This window comes from Halorhodospira sp. 9628 (genome assembly GCF_022228075.1).
Classification (GTDB): Bacteria; Pseudomonadota; Gammaproteobacteria; order Nitrococcales; family Halorhodospiraceae; genus Halorhodospira; species Halorhodospira halophila_A.
Genome location: NZ_JAJNRF010000005.1, coordinates 24,944 through 46,251 on the forward strand (window position 1 = coordinate 24,944; position 21,308 = coordinate 46,251).

The following is a 21,308-nucleotide window of genomic DNA, read 5'->3' on the forward strand; positions in this document are numbered from 1 at the left end:
GTTCAGCCGTCCTCCTTCTTACTGCTCTTGAACATATCGAGCATCCGCTCGGTGACGACGTAGCCGCCGACGGCGTTGGCGGCGCCGAGCAGCACGGCGACAAAGCCGATGGCCTGCTCCAGCGGCGTCTCGGCGACGCCGAGGGCGACCATGGCGCCGACGACGACGATGCCGTGGATGAAGTTCGAGCCGGACATCAGCGGCGTGTGCAGGATGACCGGCACCCGGGTGATGACCTCGTAACCGGCCACCGCTGCGAGCATGAAGACATAGAGTGCGACGAGCCCGCCGACCTCGATCATGACTTACCTCCTTCCAGGCGCTCCCGGGTGGCCCCGTGGCGAACCTGGCCGTCGTGGGTCAGACAGGTATCCGCGATCACCTGGTCGTCCCAGTTGAGAGTCAGGTCACCATCCTGAACCATCAGCGTCAGCAGGTTGTACAGGTTCTTGCTGTACATCTCGCTGGTGTGGACGGCGACGCTGGCGGGGAGATTCTTCGGCCCGACCACCAGAACCCCGTTGTGGGTGACGTCCTTGCCGGCCTTGGTGACCTCGCAGTTGCCGCCGGTCTCGGCGGCCATGTCGACAATCACCGTGCCACCGCCCATGCGCTCGACCGTCGCCTTGTCGATGATCTTCGGCGCCGGGCGGCCCGGGATGGCGGCCGTGGTCACCACCACATGGGCGTTGGCGACATGGTTGGCCAGCACCTCGGCCTGCTGTTGCTGCTCCTCGGCGGTGAGCTCGCGGGCATAGCCGCCCTCGCCTACGGCCGAGACCCCGGTGTCGATGAACTTGGCACCGAGCGACTCGACCTGTTCCTTGGTCTCGGGGCGCACGTCGTAGCCCTCGACCTGGGCGCCGAGGCGGCGGCAGGTGGCAATGGCCTGCAGGCCAGCCACACCGGCACCGACCACCACGGCCTTGGCCGGACGGATGGTCCCGGCGGCGGTGGTGAGCATCGGGAAGAAACGCGGGGAACGCTCGGCGGCGATCAGCGCGGCCTTATAGCCGGCGGCAGCCGCCTGGGAGGAGAGGGCGTCGATGGACTGGGCCCGGGTGATCCGCGGGACGAGCTCCATAGCGAAGGAGGTGACCTTCCGCTTGCACAGCGTCTGGATCCGCTCGTCGCCCTCGTGGGGCGTCAGGAAGCTGATGAGCACCGCTCCTTCCTTCACCTGGCCGGTCTCCTTGACGCTCAGCGGCTGCACGCTGAGCAGGACATCGGCCTCCTTGAGCAGCTCGTCACGGGACTGGACGATGCGAACACCGCCGGCTTCGTAATCGGCATCATCGAACCCGGCGCCCTCACCCGCTCCCGTCTCCAGGAGCAGCTCGACGCCGAGTTTGCCGAACTGCTTCAGGACCCCAGGGACGAGCGCGACACGCCGCTCGCCGGGCCGGGTCTCCTTCGGCACGGCAACCTTGATGGCCATGGTTTGATCCCCCGTTTGCGGCAGTTGTTAGCCGTTGGATTGTTCGTGACGACTGTCCGGACGGGCCTCGACCCGGGCCCGGATCACGGCGCACGGATACCGCCGCGCGCCCAGCCGAACGGGCAGATGCTAGCGAATCGGCCACGGGGTGTGAAGCGGTGCCGCGGTGCGGCAAAACCGCAACCCCGCCCACCGACTGTTGTCAAGAGGCGTGCCAACCGGCTATAAGAGGGCAAGCCCAATGCCTGACACGGGGGTGGGCAGTGCTCGAACACCGCATATTGCGCACCGACATATCCGGCATGCCGCTGGAGTGGGTCGGCTTCGAGGAGGCGGTCCGCTACTACTACCTCGGCCAGGTCGCCTACGCCTGCGGCAGTACACTCTACCGGGTCCGAGGCGGGTTCAACTCGGCCACCGGGCGACGATCGTACCTTGACCTGAACTCGATCATCGCCACCGAGGGAACCCGACAGGCATCGCTCAAGGGTCGACCGGGCTACACGCCCCCGCTCAACAATCCGACCCTGTTCCGCCGCGACGCCCACCTCTGCCTTTACTGCGGCAGGCGCTTCCGTTCCTCCGAACTCTCCCGCGATCACGTCACCCCGGTCAGCCGCGGCGGCGCCAACACCTGGAACAACGTGGTCACCGCCTGCAAGCGCTGCAACAACCACAAGAGCGACCGGACCCCGGAGGCCGCGGGCATGGAGTTGCTGGCGGTGCCATTCACGCCCACCCACGCCGAGTATGTCTACCTGCAGGGCCGGCGCATCCTTGCCGACCAGATGGAGTTCCTGCGCTCGCACTTCCCGCGGCGCAGCCCGCTGCGGGTGCGCGAGCCGTAGCCCAGCAGCGCCCTTCTCCGAGGCGGCCTATTCGGAGCGCTCGATGCGCCGGCGCTCCTCGTAGAGCAGGTAGTCCTGGAGCTGCGGCAGCCGGTGCTCGTCGCCGATGGCGTCCTCGCCGCCAAGGACATGCCCCGCGCCTGGGTGACCGCCGCGGCCCCGGTCGATGAGCCAGTCCCAGGTCATCTGCCCCGGGTAGATCAGTCCGATATCGGCCCACGCCACCTCGGCCTCGTCCAGATCGCCCTCCGTGTAAGTGGCCACGATGTCGGCCTCCGGGGCGTCGCCCGCCTCCCCGGCCAGGGCAAGCGTGTGCGGCATCGAGACCCGGTGCCAGCGCTGCCCCACGCCCTCGTGGACGGCGAAGGCCACGTCGTAGACCTCACCGGGCTCCAGGGCGTGGCTGTCTGTGGGGTCCGGCGCCTCTAGCGAGCGGGTCAGGCGAACTCGCCAGGCGCCGTCCTCATAGCCACCGTCGGCCCGGATCGCCCCGCGGCTGCCGTCCGGCTCCTGCAGGAAACGCTGCGGCAGAACGTCCCCGTCCTCCCAGGGGTGGTCGGGGTCGAAATCGGTGGCGTGCCCCTCGCTCAGGTAGTAAAGGTCGTCCTGGTCGTAGTCACCCGCGAACAACCGCTCGCGGTCCAGGGCACGGAAGCCGGCCTCGTCGGGGTCGTACATCCAGCGCGGCTGCTCCGCCTCGTCGTCCCAGTTGTCGGTGAACATGCCGCGTCCCGCAGAGCTGTGGCGGTACTCGAGGACGTAGCCGTTGTCGGCGTAACCCAGGGGATGGGAGCGGTGGGCACGCCACTGCCACAGGTCGAGGAACTCACCGCGCTCGCGCATCGCCTCAAGCTCCGCCTCATCCCGCACGGCCGCCCAGTCGGCGGCGCCGTCACCGTCCTCGCGCGACTGGGGGATGTACTTGCGCACGTCCGAGCGCCCCAGGGTCTCGCCCAGGTGGGGGTGGGCCCGTACCTCGTCGGCCCCGGCGGCGCCGGTGAGCCCGCGCATACCCTCGTGGGCGGTCATGAATCCGCCGTAGCGGTCCAGCCCGACGTCCCCGTCGTCCAAGAGCATGGAGATGCGGTCCTCGTAGAGGCCGTGCTCGTCGGGTTCCGGACCCCCACTCCCGTAGCGGACCCACTCGCCACCGCTGCCGCGCCCCTCCACCTCGTAGACCCAGTACTGGTGATACCAGGACGGGGCCTCGGTGGCGAACTCGTAGCGGATCTGGATGGCCTCGTCGTTGTAGACGGCCCCCACCCGCAAGGTGCGCTCGAGCTCGCCGCGCGGCGGGATATAGACGTTACGCTGCGCATCCTCGGCCAGGGGCCGGTCCGGTTCCAGGCGGACGTCGAGCAGCGCCGAGGCCGCCCGCCACAGCCGCACGCTGTCGAACAGACCGCCCTCCAGCTCCACGTGGGCGAGACCAGCGCTGCGGTAGAGGTGGGCCTCCGGCGCCGCCGCCTCCAGTGCCTCGCTGTGGGAGAAGGGCACCACCCGGTCGTTGGTGCCGTGGACCAACAGCAGCTCCGGGTGGTAGTCCGACCAATCCCGACGGGACGGGTCCAGCTCCTCCAAGGCATCGCGGTAAGCGGCCGGGATCTGCTCCAAGTAGTCATCGAAGGCCTGGGGGTCGTCATTGGCGAGCAGATCCACCAGGGCGGCCGCCTCCTCGCCCAGCGCCGCGCGCTCGGCGCCGATGTCCGACTCTGGGTCATCCAGCCGGCGCTCGGCGATACGCTGCAGCCACTCCCGGTCATCCCCGTCCACCCGGCTGGCCAGTGCCTGGAGGAGAACCCAGCGGCTCTCCGCCCGTGGCGCCGGGTCATCCTGGGCGTCGGCCAAAGCGTCGTACCCGGTGGTGATGTAGCGCAGCCACGCCCCAAGATCGTAGTACCCACCGATCAGGGCGACGAACTCCACGCGCCGGCGCAGCTCGTCGTCGGCGGTGGCGAGCAGCACCGGACCGCTCATCAGGCTCAGGGTGCTCACCCCCAGGGGCAGCCCGCGACTCGCCTCGCGGTTGGCCATATGGCGGACCGCATCGGCGACGTCATCGCGATTCTCCGGCCCCCAGCGCAGCTCGCGCAGCCCCTCCACCTCGGGCACCAGGACCCGGTAGCCGACTCGGGTCAGGCTCTCGGCCATCTCCACCAGGCGCCGGTCGTCCTTGCCCTGCTCGGTCAGGCCGTGAATCAGCACCAGGTTGCCGCGGGCCTCGCCGTCCGGGCGGTAGAGATCCGCCTCGCGCTCGCCTTGGCCCTTGTCGTAGCGCACTGAAGTGCGCTCAGGGTCGCCGCCGCGATCCTGCAGGCGGGTCTCTTCGTGGCCCTCGGCGCTCAGATCGCCGAGCAGCAAGGCGGCCTCGTACTCCCGGTCGAGGGTGGCGCAACCGCCGGCGGACAGGGCCGCTGCGGCGCAGGCCAGGGTGGCGGATCGGGGGATTCGGGACACGGTGGCACCTCGCTGTGGACACCCGGAACGGGGTCCGGGACGGTTGAGTCGCAGCCGCCTATTCTGCACGTTGTCCGTCACGCATCCGACCCCTGAACCGCAGGAGCGCTGGCCATGGATCTGCAACAAACCATCGAGACCGCCATCACCGAGGCCACCGGCGAAGCCTTCGGCCCGGCCCGCCGGGGCGGCGCCGGGGGCGGCTGCATTAACGACGCCTTCACCCTCAGCGACGGGCACCGCCGCTTCTTCGTCAAGATCAACGATGCCGCCGGGGCCGAATTGTTCGAGACCGAGGCCGACGCCCTGCGCGAGCTGGCCGGCGCCGGGGCACTGCGGGTGCCGCGGCCGATCGCCGAGGGCGCTCACGGCGGACAGTACTTCCTGGTCCTCGAGCACATCGACCTCTCCGGCCGGGGCGATACCGCCGGCTACCGGCGCCTGGGCGAGGGGCTGGCCGCCCTGCACGGGGCCTGCGCCGCGGCCCACGGCTGGCACCGGGACAACTTCATCGGCGCGACACCGCAGCCCAACGGCTGGGACGAGGACTGGGTCCGGTTCTTCCGCGAGCGGCGGCTGCGCCACCAGCTGCGCCTGGCCGCCGAACGCGGCGCCGGGCGCCGGGTGGTCGACGCCGGGGAACGCCTGGCGGCGGGGCTGGGGGCACTGTTCCGGGACTACACGCCGGCCCCCTCGCTGCTCCACGGCGACCTGTGGGGTGGCAACGCCGGCTTCGCCCGCGACGGCGCGCCGGTGATCTACGACCCGGCCACCTACTACGGCGACCGCGAAACCGACCTGGCCATGAGCGAGCTATTCGGCGGTTTCCCGAGCGCCTTCCATGAGGGCTACGACGCCATCTGGCCGCGTGATCCCGGCTACGCGGTACGGCGCGACCTCTACCAGCTCTACCACGTGCTCAACCACTTCAACCTGTTCGGCGGCATGTACCGGAGCCAGTCGCAGCGGCTGATCGATCGGCTGCTGGCCGAGATCGGCGGCTGAGCCAACACCGCGTGGCAGTCGCTCACGCCGGCTCGCGCGAGCGCACCAGCGGCCGTGGCAGCCCACGGCCGCTCCAGGCCAGCACCGTGCGCATGGCCCAGTCGCGCTCGGCGGCGTAGTTGGTCAACCCGGCCAGGCGACGCACCTGGCGGCGGCTGATCTTGACTTCGTCGCCGGATTTGAAGCCGGGGTGCCGGCGGATCTGCCGCAGCGTGGCCAGCGACATCGTCGCCGCCCAGGCACAGAAACGGCGGATGCCCGGCTGCGTCGGGGGAATGCGCAGGATGTAGGCACGCGCCGCTTCCATGTGCTCGACCCCAATCTCGACCATGCGGCCGATACCGCGGTGGAACCCCGGGTCCTCGCTCCAGTCCGCGTCGGGGCCGAGGCTGCAGCCGGATTCGGTGAAGACCTCCCGCGGCAGCCAACAGACCCCCCGCTGGCGGTCGGCCCAGACATCCTTGATGACATTGGTCGCCTGCAGCCCGAGGCCGAAGCGCCGGCCCAGGTCCATCATCTCGTCGCGGTTGCTGTCGAACCCCTCGACCTCGAGGATGAACAGGTCGGTGAGCATCTCGCCGACCACGCCAGCGACGTAGTAGCAGTACTCCTCGAACTGCGCCCGGTCGGCCAGCCCTACCGGCGAGCGCAGGCGCTGGAAGCGGGCCATCCCCTCGCCCATGACCGAAACGCAGCGGATCACCGGCCCCTGGTGGGCCTCGGGCAGCCCGCCGGTCACCGCGATCACCCGTGGCAGCGACACGACCAGATCGCGCTCGGCCGGCGGCGTGTCCCAGTCGAGCACCGCCTCGATTTCCCTGGCGAGCCGGCCAGGATCGCGGGCGCCGTGGAGGGCCTCCTTGAGGCCGATCATGAGGTCGTGCTTGGCCTCGACGTCGGCCGCCGAGTGGTCCTCGATGGTATCCGCCACCCGGCACAGCAGGTAGGCGTTGGTGACGGTATCGCGCAGCACCTCGGGCAACTGCGGGATGGTCAGCGCAAAGGTCCGCGATACGCCGGGCAGCGCCGCCTCCTGATAGGCGCGGTTCACCGCCCAGCGGTAGGCCCTGTAGCGATCACTCGTGGCTGAAGTGGAATGCATCGTAGAAGAGTCGCTCCGGGTTCAGTCCGTGCTCGAGGAAGGCCGCCCGCGCAGCCTCGGTCATCGGCGGCGGGCCGCTCATGTAGACATCGAAGCCGGAGAGGTCCGGGTGGTCGTGCACGACGGCCTCGTGCACCCAGCCGACCCGCCCGTCCCACGCGTCCTCGGCGCCGGGCTCGGAGAGCACCGGGGTGTAATCCACACCGGGATAGGTCTCGGCCCAGCGGCGGGCCAGGTCGTCCAGGTAGAGTCCGGCGCGTTCGCGGGTGCCCCAGTAGAGGTGAAACCGGCGCCGATCGCCGCGGGCCAGGGCGTGCTCGAGGATCCCCTTGAGCGGGCCGAAACCGGTGCCCCCACCGACCAGCAGCGCGGGCCGGTCGCCGTCATCGCGCAGATAGAGTTGGCCCAGAGGCCCCTCGATGCGCAGCAGTTCGCCCTCGCGCATCCGCTGGAAGACGTGATCGGTGAACCGTCCGCCGGGGATGTGGCGGATGTGCAGCTCCAGATGGTCATCCTCCAACGGCGAGCTGGCCAGGGAGAAGGCCCGCCGCTCGCCGTCGGCGAGCAGGACGTCGATATACTGCCCCGGCCGGAAGGGCAGACGCTTGTCCTCGGGCAGACGCAGGAAGAGACGGCAGACCGAGGGCGCCAGGTGCTCAATGCGCGCCACCCGCGCCGGCAGGATGCGCGGCGGCGCCGCGGCGTCGCCCAGGGGCTCCAGGTCCACGGCCAGGTCGCTGGCGGGGCGGGCCTGGCAGAGCAGGGCCAGGCCGGCGGCACGCTCGGCATCATCCAGCGCCTTGGGCTGACCCGGCGGGTAGCGGATCTCGCCAGCGCGCACCGGCGCACGGCACGTCCCGCAGACGCCGTTGCGACAGCCATAGGGCAGCGAGACGCCCTGGCGCAGGGCGGCGTCGAGCACCGCCTCGTCGGGCTCGGCACCGATCTCGGTGCCGTCACTAAAGCGCACGGTGTAGGTCATGACCCTCTGCCTGGTTCGTGGGCGGCCGCTGCCGCGTCAATCAAGACCGAGTTCCGCCCAATAGGCGTCCACCCGGGCCCGGGTGGCCTCATCCATGGTGGCCGGTGTGCCCCAGGTGCGGTCGGTCTCCCCGGGCCACTTATTGGTGGCGTCGAGCCCCATTTTCGACCCCAGCCCCGAGACGGGGGAAGCGAAATCGAGGTAGTCGATAGGGCTGTGGTCGATGAAGGTGGCGTCGCGCCGCGGGTCGCTGCGGGTGGTCAGCGCCCAGATCACCGCCTTCCAGTCGCGGGCGTCCACGTCGTCATCGGTGACGATGATGAACTTGGTATACATGAACTGGCGCAGGAACGACCAGACCCCGAGGAGGACGCGCTTGGCGTGCCCGGGGTACTGTTTGCGGATCGTGACCACCGCCAGGCGGTAGGAGCAGCCCTCCGGCGGCAGGTAGAAGTCGACGATCTCCGGGAACTGCTTGCGCAGGATGGGCACGAAGACCTCGTTGAGCGCCTCGCCGAGCACCGCCGGCTCGTCCGGGGGCCGTCCGGTGTAGGTGGAGTGGTAGATCGGCGCCGCCCGGTGGGTGATCCGGTCGATGGTGAACACCGGGAAGGTCTCGGTCTCGTTGTAGTAACCGGTATGGTCGGCGAACGGGCCCTCTTCGGCAGTGTCCCCGGGGTGGATGTGGCCCTCGAGCACCACCTCGGCCGAGGCGGGCACCTGGAGCGACGACCCCTTGCAGGTCACCAGCTCGGTCTTCGAGCCGCGCAGCAGACCGGCGAAGGCGTACTCGCTGATGGCATCGGGCACCGGCGTGACGGCGCCGAGGATGGTGGCCGGATCCGCCCCCAGGGCCACCGCCACCGGGAAGGGCTCGCCGGGGTGGTGGCGCTGATGCTCGGCGAAATCCAGGGCCCCACCCCGGTGGGCGAGCCAGCGCATGATGACCCGGTTGCGGCCGATCACCTGCTGGCGGTAGATGCCCAGGTTCTGCCGCTCCTTCTCCGGGCCACGGGTGATCACCAGGGCCCAGGTGATCAGCGGACCGGCATCGCCGGGCCAGCAGGTCTGGATCGGCCAGCGCGACAGATCCACGTCCTCGCCCTCGATCACCCGCTCCTGGCACGGCGCCTTGCGCACCGTCTTCGGCGACATGTCCAGCACCCGGCGGAAGACCGGCAGCTGCCGCCAGGCATCGCGCATCCCCTTGGGCGGCTCGGGCTGGCGCAGGAAGGCCAGCAGCTCGCCGATCTCGCGCAGCGCGGCGACATCCTCGGCGCCCATGCCGAGGGCCACCCGGTGCGGCGTGCCAAAGAGGTTGCCGAGCACCGGCGTGTCGAAGCCGCGCGGGCGTTCGAAGAGCAACGCCGGGCCGCCGGCACGCAGGGTCCGGTCGCAGACCTCGGTCATCTCCAGATGCGGGTCCACCGGGTGGCGGATACGCTTGAGCTCGCCCCGGGCCTCGAGGTGCTGGAGGAACTCGCGCAGGTCGCGGTACTTCATACCGGGCTCCCGCCCTCGCCCCCCGCCAGCAGCGCGGGGTCGAACTCGGCGACCACCGGGGCGTGATCCGAGGGACGCTCCCAGCGGCGCGGCTCGACGTCGACCCCGGACGCGGTGCAGGCCCGCGCCAAGGCGCTGCTGGCCAGGATGAGGTCGATGCGCAGGCCTCGGTTGCGCTTGAAACTATTGACCCGGTAGTCCCACCAGGAGAATTGCGCCTCGGGCTGCTCAAACAGCCGGAAAGTATCCACCAGCCCCAAGTCGAGCACCCCCTGCAGCGCCTCGCGCTCGGGCGGGCTGAACAGCACCTTGCCCTCCCACTCGGCGGGGTCGTGGACATCCGCCGGCTCTGGGGCGATGTTGAAATCGCCCAGTACCACCACCTGCTCGTGGGCCGCCAGCTCCTGGGCCACCCAGTGGTGCAGGGCCTCCAGCCAGCGCAGCTTGTAGTCGTACTTCTCCGAGCCCACCTCCTGGCCGTTGGGCACGTAGAGATTGATCAGCCGCACCCCGTCCACGGTACAGGCGAGCACCCGGCGCTGGGCATCGGCGAAGCCGGGCAGATCCGTCACCACCTCCTCCGGCGTGCTGCGGGCAAGCACGGCCACCCCGTTGTAGGTTCGCTGGCCGGCGAAACACGCCTGGTAACCGGCCTCCTGCAGCGCCGTGAGCGGGAACTGGTCGTCGGGGACCTTGGTCTCCTGCAGGGCGATCACCGACGGTGCGGCACTCTGCGCCCACGCCTTGACCTGCGGCAGGCGGACCTTCAGGGAGTTCACGTTCCACGAGGCGATCTTCACCGGGGTCTCCTTCTTCGGCGGTCGCCCCCAGCTTAACGGCTCGCCGGCGCCGCCACGAGTCCGCCGGGGGCTTGCCGGCAGCCGGCGCGGCCGGGAAACTGACCGGGTCCACGCCGACAGCAGGGCACGCCCATGGAATACCGTCCACTCGGCCACACCGATCTGCGCGTCAGCAGCATCTGCCTCGGGACCATGACCTGGGGCGAGCAGAACACCGAGGCCGAGGCCCACGCGCAGCTCGACCTCGCCACCGAGCGTGGGGTCAACTTCATCGACGCCGCGGAGATGTACCCGGTGCCACCGCGCACCGAGACCGCCGGGCGCACCGAGGCGTATCTGGGCAGCTGGCTGGCCCGCCAGCCTCGCCGCGAGGACCTGGTCATCGCCACCAAGATCGCCGGCCCCGGGCTCGACTCGATCCGCGACGGACAGCGCGCCTACACCGCCGAGCAGCTCCAGGAGGCGGTGGACGGCTCGCTGCGGCGGCTGCAGACCGACTACATCGATCTCTACCAGCTTCACTGGCCCGAGCGCCGCGCCAACTTCTTCGGGCAACTCGACTATCCCTGCCCTGAGGAAGAAGGCGAGGACGAGCGGGCGCGCATCCGGCGCACCCTGGAGGCGCTGGGCGAGCTGGTGGCCGCCGGGCGGATCCGCGCCATCGGCCTGTCCAACGAGACGCCCTGGGGGGCGATGCGCTTCATCGCCGAGGCCGAACGCCTGGGCCTGCCGCGCATCGTCTCCATCCAGAACCCGTACAGCCTGCTCAACCGCAGCTACGAGGTGGGCCTCGCTGAGGTCAGCCACCGCGAGCGCTGCGGCCTGCTGGCCTACTCGCCGCTGGGCTTCGGTGTGCTCAGCGGCAAGTACCTGGACGGGCAGCGCCCCGCCGCGGCCCGGCTGACCCTCTACGAGCGCTTTCAGCGCTACACCGGCGAGCGGGGCGTGGCGGCCACCCGGGCCTACGTCGAGCTGGCCCGCGAGCACGATCTCGACCCGGCGCAGATGGCCATCGCCTTCGCCACCCAACGGCCCTTCTGCACCAGCACAATCATCGGCGCCACGACCCAGGCGCAGCTGGCCGACAACCTGGCCGCGGCCGATCTGACCCTGCCCGAGGCGGTGCATGACGGCATCGAGGCGATCCACGCCGCCAACCCCAACCCGTGCCCGTAAGCCGGGGGCCGGCGACATGACCTGGCCCGGCACGGTGCTGCGCACCCGTGCACGGGTGCGGCCGGTATACGTCTCGCCCGGTCACCGCCTAGACTACGACACGGCAGCGGCCTGGGTGATGGCCTGCTGCACCCGCTACCGCCTCCCGGAGCCGATCCGCACCGCCGATCGGCTGGCCTCGCGCGGCGGCTGACGGAAACCAAGGAGTTCTCATGAATCTCGAGAAGGTCGTCTTCGGCTTCTTCATCCTGCTGGCGCTGACCCTGAACTTCGGGTTCGTCTACGGGACGATCGACAACCCGGACCACCACGCCGCCTGGGAGCTGTTCGCCGCCATCGTGGTCAACCTGATCGCTACGGTGCTCAAGTTCGGCGAGCGGACGCAGATCGGCGCCATCCTCCTGGCGGCGAGCCTGGTCGCCGACCTGCAGCTGATTGCCGCCGCCGTGCTCTGGGGTGTGGCGGTCTACGGCACCGGCGTGGGCCTGACCGACATGACCATGGCCAGCATCGTCTCCCTAGCCAGCGGTGCGCTGGTGGCCAACGTGGTCTCGGTGACCCTGCTGATCATCGAGACGGTGAAGATCCACCGCTAGGCGCAGGACCGATCCATGGGCAACGCCGCCTTCTACATGGTGCTGCGCCGCATGCGCGGCCCGCTGCTGGTGCTCATCGGCAGCTATGCGCTGGGCATCCTGGTGCTCATGGCCATCCCCGGCGAGCACCCGGACGGCGAGCCGTGGCGGATGAACTTCATCGACGCCCTCTACTTCCTGACCTACACGGCGCCGACCATCGGCTTCGGCGAGTATCCGCACGAGTTCAACTACGCGCAGCGCTTCGGGTACATGCTGGCCATCTACCCGCCGGTGATCGCCTGGTTCTACGCCATCGTGACCATCGTCGGGCTGATCCAGGATCCGATCTTCCGCCGCACGGTGGAGGCCGGGCGCTTCCGGCGCCGGGTGCGGCGCCTCGCCGACCCGTTCTGGATCATCTGCGGCTACGGCGACACCGGCTCCCTGTTGGTCCGCTCGCTCACCGAGCGCGGCTGGGAGGCCACCGTGCTCGATGTCGACCGCGAGCGCATCGCCGAGCTGGAGACCCGTGACCTGCGGCTGTTCGTCCCCGGCTGGCAGGCCGATGCCAACGTCACCGACAACCTGCGCGCTGCCGGCCTCGACCACCCGCAGTGCGCCGGTGTGCTGGCGGTGACCAACGACGACCACACCAATTTGCAGATCGCCATCACGGTGCGGTTGCTGCACCCGGAGCAGCGCGTCATCTGCCGCGCCGAGAACCGCGCCACGGCGGACAACATGGCCTCGTTCGGTACGGACCACGTGGTCGATCCGTTCTCCTCGTTCGCCGACCGTCTGGCGCTGGCGATCACCAAGCCGGAGATGCATCGGGTCTACGAGTGGCTCTCCGGGATGCCCAACACCCCCCTGTTCGAGCCACCCCGCCCCCCTTCGGGCCGGTGGCTGATCTGTGGCTACGGGCGCTTCGGCAAGGCGGTCTGCCGGCGGCTCGACAAGGTCAACGTGCCCTACACCGTTATCGAGCGGACCCCGGAGCAGACCGGCGCGCCGGAGGGCACCATCTATGGCAAGGGGACCGAGGCGGTGACCCTGCGCGAGGCCGGCGTCGAGCAGGCCGAGGCGGTGCTCGCCGGCACCGACGACGATGCGGACAACCTCTCCATCGTCATGACCGCGCGGGACATCAAGCCGGACCTCTACCTCGCCGCCCGCGAGAACCAGATGGCCCATCGGCCGCTGTTCAAGGCGGCGCAGCTGCAAATGCCGGTGGAACCGAGCTACCTGATCGCCACGCGCATGCTGAGCCTGATCACGGCACCGCTGCTGCCGGAATTCCTACGCATCGCACGCGGGTTCGACCGCAGCTGGCACGCCGCGGTGGCCCGACGCATCCGCGAGGTCAGTGGTGGCCGGGTTCCGGAGATCTGGACCCTGGAGGTGAGCGAGCGCCGCAGCCCGGCGATCCTTGAACTCCGTCACGAGGGCGCCGAGGTGGCCATCGGCGACATCCTGGCTGACCCCCAGCAGAGCGGCCAGGGCATGAACACCGTGGCGCTGCTGTTGGTCCGCCCGGAGGCCGTGGTCCCCCTGCCCGATCTGCAGGTGCCGCTGGAACCGGGGGACCGGCTGCTGTGCTGCGGGACCACCGAGGCGCGCGCGCAGCTGCGCTGGACCCTGTTCCACCGCAACACGCTGCGCTATCTGACCACCGGCGAGCAGCGCCCCGACGGCTCCATCTGGCGCTGGCTGGGGGAGCGCCGGTGAGCGAGGAGGCAACCCCCACCGCACCGGCCGAGCGCAACAGCTACGCCGGGCTGCGGGTCTATCTGCACCCGCGGGTCATCGCCATGGCCTTCCTCGGCTTCTCGGCGGGGCTGCCGCTGCTACTGGTCGGCGGCACGTTCACCGCGTGGCTCCAGGACATGGGCGTCGAGCTGGCCGCCATCGGCTTTCTCAGCTGGGTGGGGATCGCCCACAGCATCAAGGTGGTCTGGGCGCCCTTCGTCGATCGCCTCACCCTGCCGGTGCTCGGCCCCTGGATGGGGCGGCGCCGCTCCTGGATGCTGCTCGCGCAGCTGATCGTGGCCAGCTCACTGCTCGGTATGGCACTGACCGACCCCACCGAGTACCTGGGCCTGGTGGCCGTGTTCGCCGTCGCCGCCGCCTTCGGCTCGGCCACCCAGGACGTGGCCATCGACGCCTACCGGGTCGAGGCCGCCGCCCGCCATCGGCAGGCGGCCATGGCGGCCACCTATGTCTTTGGCTACCGCATCGCCCTGCTCGCCGCCGGGGCCGGAGCGTTGCACCTGGCCGCCTGGGGCAACTGGACCCTGGCGTACAGCGGCATGGCGCTGCTCATGGGCGTGGGCCTGACCACAACGCTGCTCATCCGCGAGCCGCAGGTGGCCGTCAGCCGCGACACGCGGCAATTGGAGCAGCGGGTCGTCGACTACCTGGAGCGGACCCCGCACCGGGGCCTGCGCCGGCGGATTACGGCCTGGCTGATCGGCGCCGTGCTCTGCCCCTTCGCCGATTTCTTCAAGCGCTTCGGCCTCCCGGTGGCCATCATCATCCTGCTGTTCGTCGCCACCTTCCGCGTCAGCGACATCGTCATGGGCGTGATGGCCAACCCGTTCTACCTGGACCTGGGCTTTACCAAGGACCAGATCGCCAACATCGCGGCGGCCTTCGGCCTCGCCATGACCCTTTTCGGCGCCGCCCTCGGCGGCGTCATGGTCAGCCGCGTGGGCATCGCGCCGATGCTCATCGCCACCGCCATCCTGGCGCCACTGACCAACCTCACCTTCTCGTGGCTGGCGACACTGGGTCCGGAGATCCACGGCCTGATCGCGGCCATCGTGGCCGACAACGTCACTGGCGGTATGGCGATCGCGGTCTTCCTCGCCTACCTGGCGAGCCTGACCAACACCGCCTATACGGCCACACAGTACGCGCTGTTCAGCTCGCTGATGACGTTGCCGGGTCAGTTCCTCGGCGGTTTCACCGGGGTCGTCGCCGAGCAGGTGGGCTGGGTCCACTTCTTCATGATCTCTGCCGCCGCCGGGCTCCCGGCGATCGCCCTGGCCCTGGTCCTGCTGCGCTACGCCCACCCGGACCGCATCCACCGACCGGGGCGCGACGGCGTAGAGACACCCTTGCAATAGCGCTAACATATCCCCGGCCGCGCGCGCCGGGCGTGCGGTGCATCCACCCCTGGAAACAGACGAGTCGTGACCCCATGGCCCAACAGAGCAAGCATTGCAACGTGCTGATCCTCGGCTCCGGCCCGGCCGGCTACACCGCGGCCATCTACGCCGCGCGGGCCAATCTCGATCCGGTCCTGGTCACCGGCATGGAGATGGGCGGCCAGCTGACCACCACCACGGAGGTCGACAACTGGCCCGGCGAGCCGGAAGGCATTCAGGGTCCGGAACTCATGGACCGCATGCGCCGCCAGGCCGAGCGCTTCAACACCGAGATCATCTTCGACCACATCCACACCGCAAGCGTGGCCGGGCAGCCGATCACCCTGGAGGGCGACCAGCATCGCTACACCTGCGACGCGCTGATCATCGCCACCGGGGCGAGCGCCAAGTACCTCGGCCTGGCGTCCGAGAAGCAATTCATGGGCAAGGGCGTGTCGGCGTGCGCCACCTGCGACGGCTTCTTCTACCGCAATCAGCCGGTTGCGGTGGTCGGCGGCGGCAACACCGCCGTCCAGGAGGCGCTGTACCTGGCGAACATCTGCTCCCACGTCACCCTGGTGCACCGACGCAACAACCTGCGCGCCGAGAAGATCCTCCAGCGCCAACTCATGGAGCGGGTCGAGCAGGGGCGCGTCGATATCTGCTGGAACCGGGCCCTGGAGGAGGTCGTCGGTGACGACAGCGGCGTGAACGGCGTGCGCCTGCGCCATACGGAAAGCGGCGAGATCGCTGAACGCGAGGTCTCGGGCGTCTTCATCGCCATCGGCCACTCCCCCAATACCGGGCTGTTCGAGGGTCAGCTGGCCATGTCCGGCGGCTACATCCGGGTCAACAGCGGCCTGGACGGCAACGCCACGGCGACGAGCGTCCCGGGTGTGTTCGCCGCCGGCGACGTCTGCGACCACGTCTATCGCCAAGCGGTCACCTCGGCCGGCACCGGCTGCATGGCCGCGCTGGACGTGGAGCGTTACCTGGAGCGGCTCGCCCATTCTTGATTGGCCCCGGGGGCTGATTGAGAATAGAGCCCGTTTGTCACAGGCGCCGGGACCGCGGCCAAAAGCCGGACCGGCCACGCGCCGCCGAAAGGAAATCCAGCGGGAGGAGCCATGAGCCAACAAATCCAGTACCCCGAGGGCGGCCAGAAGATCACCGTCGGGTCCGACGGCCGACTTCAGGTCCCGGACAACCCGATCATCGGTTACGTCGAGGGCGACGGCATCGGGCCCGATATCAACCGCGCCTGCATGCGCATCTGGGACGCCGCGGTCGAGAAGGCCTATGGCGGGCGGCGCAAGATCCACTGGGCCGAGCTGTACATGGGCGAGAAAGCCGCCGCCCTGTACGACGGCAACTACTTCCCCGATGAGACCAAGGCCGCCCTGAAGGACGTACTCATCTCCATCAAGGGGCCCCTGACCACGCCGGTGGGCGGCGGCTTCCGGTCGCTGAACGTCTCCCTGCGCCAGGAGCTCGATCTGTACGCCTGCGTCCGCCCGGTGCGCCACTACGCCGGTGTCCCCTCGCCGCTGCAGCGCCCCGAGGACATCGACGTGGTGATCTTCCGCGAGAACACCGAGGACGTCTACGCCGGGATCGAGTACCAGGCCGGCAGCGCCGACAACGAGAAGGTCGCCCGCTTCCTGCGCGAGGAGATGGGCGAGACGTTCTTCGACGGCGCCGGTCTCGGCGTCAAGCCGATCAGCCCGTTCGGGACCAAGCGCCTGGTGCGCAAGGCGATCGAGTACGCCATCGAGCATAACCGCGAGAGCGTTACCCTGGTGCACAAGGGCAACATCATGAAGTACACCGAGGGGGCTTTCCGCACCTGGGGCTACGAGGTCGCCCGCGAGGAGTTCCCGGACCAGACCATCACCGAGGAGGAGCTCTACGCCACCTACGGCGGCAAGCGCCCCGAGGGCAAGATCGTCATCAAGGACCGCATCGCGGACATCATGTTCCAGCTCATGCTGCTGCGGCCCAACGAGTTCGACGTCCTCGCCACCATGAACCTCAACGGCGACTACCTCTCGGACGCCATCGCCGCCGAGGTCGGTGGCGTGGGCATCGCGCCGGGCGCCAACATGTCCGACAACGTGGCGGTATTCGAGGCCACCCACGGCACCGCGCCGAAGTACGCCAACCAAGACAAGGTCAATCCCGGCTCGCTGCTGTTCTCGGGCGTCATGCTGCTCGAGCACATCGGCTGGAGCGAGGCAGCCGACCTGATCCGCGCCGCCTACGAGAAGGTGGTCGGCGCCGGGATCGTCACCTACGACTTCGCCCGCTCGCTGCAGGGCGCCACCGAGGTGAAGACCAGCCAGTTCGCCGACGCGCTGATCGATCAGATGCACGGCACCATCGACATCGACCGCATCCAGCGCGAGCGCGAGGAGGCGATCGAGGCCGAGCGCCAGGCCCGCGAGCAGCGCCGGGTGGTCGCTCCACTCGAGGAGATGGTCGCCTCGGGCCGGGTGCCGCACACGGTGGCCGACCTCATGAACCCGAACCTGGTCACCATGTCCGGCGATACCAGCGTCGAGGACGCCATGCACCTGATGCGCGAGCGGCGGATCTCCTCGGTGGTGGTCCAGCCCGCGCCGGACGAGGCCGACGGCATGGGCATCATGACCCAGCGCGACGTCATCAGCCGGGTGGTCTCGGCCACCAAGCAACCGAGCCAGGTACGCATCTCGGAGGTGGCTACGCGGCCGCTGATCACCGTACCCGAGGACACCTCGCTGCTCGACTGCGCCGAGCGCATGGGCGCGGAGAACATCCGGCGCATGGTGGTCATCGACACCCAGGGCCGGCCGATCGGGATCATCTCCGATACCGACATCTTCGCCAGCGTCGAGCAGTTCGGGCTGCCCGAGTAGGCCGAGTGACCACGCAACCACCCCAAGCAGGCGGGGCGCAACGGCATGGAAGAGCATCAGGATAGCGACAGCGCCCTGCGCGAAGACATCCGGGACCTCGGCGAGTTGCTCGGTGCCACCCTGCGCGAGCAGGGCGGCGCCGAGCTCTACGAGACCGTCGAGCGCGTCCGGGTGCTGGCCAAGACGGCCCGCGCCGGGGACGACGAAGCTGCGCAGGAGCTCGAACGGACCCTGTCGGAACTGCCGCCCGAACAGGTCACCCCGGTGGCCCGGGCCTTCTCGCAGTTCCTGAACCTGGCCAACATCGCCGAGCAGCATCACCGGGTGCGGCGCAGCCGCGAGTGGGCCCGTACCCCCGAGGCCCGACCGCTGTTCGGCTCCCTGGCCGAGACCGTCCCCCGACTGGCCGCCGACATGGAGCCCGAGCAGCTCCACGAGGCCATCTGCAGCATGGACATCAACCTGGTGTTCACCGCGCACCCGACCGAGGTGCAGCGGCGGACCATGCTGCAGAAGTACAACCGCATCGCCGGGCTGCTGGACAACCGCGACCGCTTCGGCCAGACGCCCACGGAGGTGGCCGAGACGCGGCTGGCGCTCAAGCGCGAGATCACCGCAGCCTGGCACAGCGACGAGATCCGCCGCCGCCGCCCCACCCCGCAGGACGAGGCCCGCTGGGGTCTAGCGGTGGTCGAGCAGACACTCTGGGACGCCGTGCCGCGCTACTTGCGCAGCCTTGATCACACCCTGCGCGAGCACACCGGCCGCCCGCTGCCCCTGGACTGCGCGCCGATCACCTTCGGCTCGTGGATGGGCGGCGACCGCGACGGCAACCCCAACGTCACCCACCGGGTCACCCGGGACGTGGCCATCCTCTCGCGCTGGATGGCCGCCTACCTCTACGAGCGGGACATCCAGCGGCTGGTCTCCACCCTGTCGCTGCAGGTCTGCGACGATGAGCTGCGCGAGGAGGTCGGCGGCGAGGCGTGGGAGCCGTACCGGGTGGTGCTCAAGCGGCTCCGGGCGCGGCTGCGCCAGACCATGCGCTGGGCCGAGGCCAAGCTCCAGGGCGGTCGCCCCCCGGAGAGCGACATCCTCTCCGACGTCGAGGACCTGCGTCAGCCGCTGCTGCGCTGCTACTACTCGCTGCAGCGCGTCGGCGCCGGGGTGGTCGCCGAGGGCGAGCTGCTCGATACCATCCGCCGGGTGAGCTGTTTCGGGCTCACCCTGATGCCCATGGACATCCGCCAGCACGCGGAGCGCCACACCGCGGTGCTCGACGCCATCACCCGCGCCGTGGGACTGGGCAGCTACGCCGAGTGGGACGAGCCAACCCGCCAGCAGTGGCTCTTCCAGGAACTCTCCCACCGCCGCCCGCTGATCCCGCTGGACTTCAAGCCGGAGCGCGAGGTCCAGGAGGTGCTCGACACCATCCGCATGCTCGAGGAGATCGGCCCCGACGCGGTGGGGGCGTACATCGTCTCCCACGCCGCGAAGCCCTCCGACATCCTCGCCGTGGAGCTGCTGCAGAAGGAGTGCGGTCTCACCCACCCCACCCGGGTGGTGCCGCTGTTCGAGACCCGCGACACGCTGGCCGAGGCGGCCGACACCATGGAGGTGCTCTTCGAGAGCGACTGGTACCGCCAGCGCATCGCCGGCCGCCAGGAGATCATGATCGGCTACTCCGACTCCACCAAGGACGCCGGTCACCTGACTTCCACGTGGACGCTCTACCAGGCCCAGGAGCAGCTGGTCGCCCTATCCCGCCGGCAGCGTATCGATCTGACCCTGTTCCACGGGCGCGGCGGCAGCATTGGCCGTGGCGGCGGCCCGACCCACGCCGCCATCCTGGCCCAGCCGCCGGGCTCCGTGGACGGGACGCTGCGCGTCACCGAGCAGGGCGAGGTGATGCAGGCCAAGTTTGGACTGCCCGGGATCGCCCTGCGCAACCTGGAGCTCTACACCACCTCGGTGCTCGAGGCGACGGTCCGCCCGCCGGAACCACCGCCGCAGCGCTGGCGCGAGATCCTAGACCGGCTCAGCGCCCGGGCCATGGCGGCCTATCGCGACACGGTCAAGGAGCGCCCGGAGTTCATGGACTATTTCCGGGCGGCTACCCCCATCGACGAGATCTCGCGGCTGACCATCGGCAGCCGCCCGGCCAAGCGCTCGCCGGATCAGATGACCGTGGACAGCCTGCGCGCCATCCCCTGGGTCTTCGCCTGGACCCAGACCCGGCTGATGCTCCCGGCCTGGCTGGGTGTTGGCGAGGCGCTCGAAGAGGCCATCGAAGAGGGGCTAACCGAAGAACTACAGGAGATGTTCGCCCACTGGCCCTTCTTCGAGGCCTTCCTCGACATGGTCGAGATGGTCGTGGCCAAGGCCGAACCCGGCGTCAACCGGCTCTACGAGCACGCCCTGGTCCCCGAGGAGCTGCGCGGGGTGGGCGACGAGCTGCGCGAGCGCTTCGCCCGCACCCGCGACGCCGTGCTGACCGTCACCGGGCACGAGCAGCCGCTGTCGGACTTCCCGGTGGTCAAACGCGCTGTGGAGGTCCGCAACCCCTACGTCGACCCGCTCAACCTGTTGCAGGTCGAGCTGCTGCGTCGTTCCCGGATGTGCGAGGACGACTCCCTGCGCCGCGGCCTGCAGGTGGTCATCAACGGGATCGCGGCGGGCATGCGCAACACGGGATAGACCGCCATGTACGATTACCAGGAAGAGTTCATCCGCTTCGCCCTCGACCGCGGGGTGCTGCGCTTCGGGCGCTTCACGCTGAAATCCGGCCGCGAGAGCCCCTACTTCTTCAATACCGGGCTGTTCAACAGCGGCGAGGCCCTGAGCAGGCTCGGCCGCTGCTACGTGGAGGCCCTGGCGAGGGCACAGGTTGACTTCGACCTGGTCTTCGGCCCCGCCTACAAGGGCATCCCGCTGGCCACGGCGCTCAGCATGGCGTTGGCCGAGACGCGCAGCCGCGACGTCCCCTACGCCTTCGATCGCAAGGAGGCCAAGGACCACGGCGAGGGGGGACGGCTGGTGGGTGCACCGGTGGATGGTCGGCGCGCCGTGATCGTCGACGACGTGATCTCATCGGGCGGATCCATCCGCGAGGCCGCCGAGCTGATCACCGCCGAGGGCGGCCGCGTGGCCGCGGTGGCCATCGCGCTCGACCGCAAGGAGCGCGGCGCCAACCAGGTCTCCGCCGTCCACGAGGTGGAACAGGCCCTGGGCGCCCCGGTGGTCCCGATCATCACCCTGGATCACCTGGAAACCTACCTGGCCGAGCACGGCGGCAAGGGCGAGACCCTGGACGCCATCCGCCAGTATCGGAGCCGCTACGGCGCGGCGTAGCCGCGCCGCCGGCTGGCGCTGC

18 protein-coding genes and 1 pseudogene are annotated in these 21,308 nt (G+C 69.7%); 12 read left to right on the forward strand and 7 right to left on the reverse strand.

Annotated features, from left to right (window positions below):
* Positions 1 to 2: 2 nt before the first annotated feature.
* Both LRG10_RS06650 and LRG10_RS06655 read right to left on the reverse strand, forming a co-directional pair.
* On the reverse strand, positions 3 to 302 hold the full coding sequence (locus tag LRG10_RS06650) for an NAD(P) transhydrogenase subunit alpha (protein WP_011815061.1): 300 nt from the start codon (positions 300 to 302) through the stop codon (positions 3 to 5).
* Entirely contained in the window at positions 299 to 1,438 is a 1,140-nt protein-coding gene (locus LRG10_RS06655; RefSeq protein ID WP_201173189.1) for a Re/Si-specific NAD(P)(+) transhydrogenase subunit alpha, read from the reverse strand. Before LRG10_RS06655 ends, LRG10_RS06650 begins: the two co-directional genes overlap by 4 nt.
* Before the next feature lie 302 nt (positions 1,439 to 1,740).
* Here LRG10_RS06655 and LRG10_RS06660 point away from each other — a divergent pair, with 302 nt between their 5' ends.
* Positions 1,741 to 2,286 carry an HNH endonuclease gene (locus LRG10_RS06660; RefSeq protein ID WP_201173390.1) on the forward strand — a complete coding sequence of 182 codons (546 nt, stop codon included), beginning with the start codon at positions 1,741 to 1,743 and terminating at the stop codon, positions 2,284 to 2,286.
* 27 nt (positions 2,287 to 2,313) lie between these two features.
* Here LRG10_RS06660 and LRG10_RS06665 read toward each other — a convergent pair whose 3' ends face one another.
* On the reverse strand, positions 2,314 to 3,675 hold the full coding sequence (locus tag LRG10_RS06665; RefSeq protein WP_370645243.1) for an ethylbenzene dehydrogenase-related protein: 1,362 nt from the start codon (positions 3,673 to 3,675) through the stop codon (positions 2,314 to 2,316).
* Between the two features lie 1,182 nt (positions 3,676 to 4,857).
* Between LRG10_RS06665 and LRG10_RS06670 the strand changes: the two genes are divergently transcribed.
* On the forward strand, positions 4,858 to 5,748 hold the full coding sequence (locus tag LRG10_RS06670; RefSeq protein WP_238634992.1) for a fructosamine kinase family protein: 891 nt from the start codon (positions 4,858 to 4,860) through the stop codon (positions 5,746 to 5,748).
* 22 nt (positions 5,749 to 5,770) lie between these two features.
* Here LRG10_RS06670 and LRG10_RS06675 read toward each other — a convergent pair whose 3' ends face one another.
* From LRG10_RS06675 to xth, 4 genes are read right to left on the reverse strand one after another with little or no spacing between them, the layout of a single operon-like run.
* Positions 5,771 to 6,850, reverse strand: a complete 1,080-nt coding sequence (locus LRG10_RS06675) for a phytoene/squalene synthase family protein (RefSeq protein ID WP_238634993.1) — start codon at positions 6,848 to 6,850, stop codon at positions 5,771 to 5,773.
* The gene (locus LRG10_RS06680) at positions 6,825 to 7,832 is read right to left on the reverse strand and encodes a CDP-6-deoxy-delta-3,4-glucoseen reductase (protein ID WP_238634995.1); all 1,008 of its coding nucleotides are present in this window, start codon (positions 7,830 to 7,832) and stop codon (positions 6,825 to 6,827) included. Before LRG10_RS06680 ends, LRG10_RS06675 begins: the two co-directional genes overlap by 26 nt.
* A gap of 36 nt (positions 7,833 to 7,868) precedes the next feature.
* Entirely contained in the window at positions 7,869 to 9,335 is a 1,467-nt protein-coding gene (gene ubiD / locus LRG10_RS06685) for a 4-hydroxy-3-polyprenylbenzoate decarboxylase (RefSeq protein ID WP_238634996.1), read from the reverse strand.
* Positions 9,332 to 10,135, reverse strand: coding sequence for an exodeoxyribonuclease III (gene xth, locus LRG10_RS06690; RefSeq protein WP_238634997.1), 804 nt, complete (start codon positions 10,133 to 10,135; stop codon positions 9,332 to 9,334). The genes ubiD and xth overlap by 4 nt, the downstream gene beginning before the upstream one ends.
* 132 nt (positions 10,136 to 10,267) lie before the next feature.
* Between xth and LRG10_RS06695 the strand changes: the two genes are divergently transcribed.
* The 10 genes and pseudogenes from LRG10_RS06695 to pyrE all read left to right on the forward strand — a co-directional run bounded on the left by LRG10_RS06695 (position 10,268) and on the right by pyrE (position 21,286).
* The gene (locus LRG10_RS06695; RefSeq protein WP_238634998.1) at positions 10,268 to 11,311 is read left to right on the forward strand and encodes an NADP(H)-dependent aldo-keto reductase; all 1,044 of its coding nucleotides are present in this window, start codon (positions 10,268 to 10,270) and stop codon (positions 11,309 to 11,311) included.
* A 16-nt stretch (positions 11,312 to 11,327) separates the two neighbouring features.
* Positions 11,328 to 11,504 (forward strand): endonuclease V, encoded by a 177-nt coding sequence (locus tag LRG10_RS06700; protein WP_338018463.1) that lies wholly within the window; start codon positions 11,328 to 11,330, stop codon positions 11,502 to 11,504.
* A 19-nt stretch (positions 11,505 to 11,523) separates the two neighbouring features.
* Positions 11,524 to 11,907: a DUF6394 family protein gene (locus LRG10_RS06705; RefSeq protein ID WP_201173209.1), complete on the forward strand. Its 384-nt coding sequence runs from the start codon at positions 11,524 to 11,526 to the stop codon at positions 11,905 to 11,907.
* A gap of 15 nt (positions 11,908 to 11,922) precedes the next feature.
* A complete protein-coding gene (locus LRG10_RS06710) occupies positions 11,923 to 13,617 on the forward strand; it encodes a TrkA family potassium uptake protein (RefSeq protein WP_238634999.1) in 1,695 nt (564 codons plus the stop codon).
* Entirely contained in the window at positions 13,614 to 15,017 is a 1,404-nt protein-coding gene (locus LRG10_RS06715; protein WP_201241816.1) for an MFS transporter, read from the forward strand. Before LRG10_RS06710 ends, LRG10_RS06715 begins: the two co-directional genes overlap by 4 nt.
* A gap of 74 nt (positions 15,018 to 15,091) precedes the next feature.
* Positions 15,092 to 16,054 carry a thioredoxin-disulfide reductase gene (gene trxB / locus LRG10_RS06720; RefSeq protein WP_201241817.1) on the forward strand — a complete coding sequence of 321 codons (963 nt, stop codon included), beginning with the start codon at positions 15,092 to 15,094 and terminating at the stop codon, positions 16,052 to 16,054.
* Positions 16,055 to 16,165: 111 nt separating this feature from the next.
* Positions 16,166 to 17,407 (forward strand): annotated as a pseudogene (gene icd / locus LRG10_RS06725) (isocitrate dehydrogenase (NADP(+))); the annotation flags it as partial.
* 147 nt (positions 17,408 to 17,554) lie between these two features.
* Positions 17,555 to 17,935 (forward strand): cyclic nucleotide-binding/CBS domain-containing protein, encoded by a 381-nt coding sequence (locus LRG10_RS06730; RefSeq protein WP_255772131.1) that lies wholly within the window; start codon positions 17,555 to 17,557, stop codon positions 17,933 to 17,935.
* A gap of 45 nt (positions 17,936 to 17,980) precedes the next feature.
* Positions 17,981 to 20,632, forward strand: coding sequence for a phosphoenolpyruvate carboxylase (ppc, locus tag LRG10_RS06735; protein ID WP_201241818.1), 2,652 nt, complete (start codon positions 17,981 to 17,983; stop codon positions 20,630 to 20,632).
* 6 nt (positions 20,633 to 20,638) lie between these two features.
* The gene (gene pyrE, locus LRG10_RS06740) at positions 20,639 to 21,286 is read left to right on the forward strand and encodes an orotate phosphoribosyltransferase (RefSeq protein ID WP_201173223.1); all 648 of its coding nucleotides are present in this window, start codon (positions 20,639 to 20,641) and stop codon (positions 21,284 to 21,286) included.
* The last annotated feature ends 22 nt before the right edge of the window (positions 21,287 to 21,308 follow it).

Coding starts and splice junctions, on each gene's coding strand:
- LRG10_RS06650 (WP_011815061.1), bottom strand. CDS start 302: ATGATCGAGGTCGGCGGGCTCGTCGCACTCTATGTCTTCATGCTCGCA.
- LRG10_RS06655 (WP_201173189.1), bottom strand. CDS start 1,438: ATGGCCATCAAGGTTGCCGTGCCGAAGGAGACCCGGCCCGGCGAGCGG.
- LRG10_RS06660 (WP_201173390.1), top strand. CDS start 1,741: ATGCCGCTGGAGTGGGTCGGCTTCGAGGAGGCGGTCCGCTACTACTAC.
- LRG10_RS06670 (WP_238634992.1), top strand. CDS start 4,858: ATGGATCTGCAACAAACCATCGAGACCGCCATCACCGAGGCCACCGGC.
- LRG10_RS06675 (WP_238634993.1), bottom strand. CDS start 6,850: ATGCATTCCACTTCAGCCACGAGTGATCGCTACAGGGCCTACCGCTGG.
- LRG10_RS06680 (WP_238634995.1), bottom strand. CDS start 7,832: ATGACCTACACCGTGCGCTTTAGTGACGGCACCGAGATCGGTGCCGAG.
- ubiD (WP_238634996.1), bottom strand. CDS start 9,335: ATGAAGTACCGCGACCTGCGCGAGTTCCTCCAGCACCTCGAGGCCCGG.
- LRG10_RS06695 (WP_238634998.1), top strand. CDS start 10,268: ATGGAATACCGTCCACTCGGCCACACCGATCTGCGCGTCAGCAGCATC.
- LRG10_RS06700 (WP_338018463.1), top strand. CDS start 11,328: ATGACCTGGCCCGGCACGGTGCTGCGCACCCGTGCACGGGTGCGGCCG.
- LRG10_RS06705 (WP_201173209.1), top strand. CDS start 11,524: ATGAATCTCGAGAAGGTCGTCTTCGGCTTCTTCATCCTGCTGGCGCTG.
- LRG10_RS06710 (WP_238634999.1), top strand. CDS start 11,923: ATGGGCAACGCCGCCTTCTACATGGTGCTGCGCCGCATGCGCGGCCCG.
- trxB (WP_201241817.1), top strand. CDS start 15,092: ATGGCCCAACAGAGCAAGCATTGCAACGTGCTGATCCTCGGCTCCGGC.
- LRG10_RS06730 (WP_255772131.1), top strand. CDS start 17,555: ATGAACCCGAACCTGGTCACCATGTCCGGCGATACCAGCGTCGAGGAC.
- ppc (WP_201241818.1), top strand. CDS start 17,981: ATGGAAGAGCATCAGGATAGCGACAGCGCCCTGCGCGAAGACATCCGG.
- pyrE (WP_201173223.1), top strand. CDS start 20,639: ATGTACGATTACCAGGAAGAGTTCATCCGCTTCGCCCTCGACCGCGGG.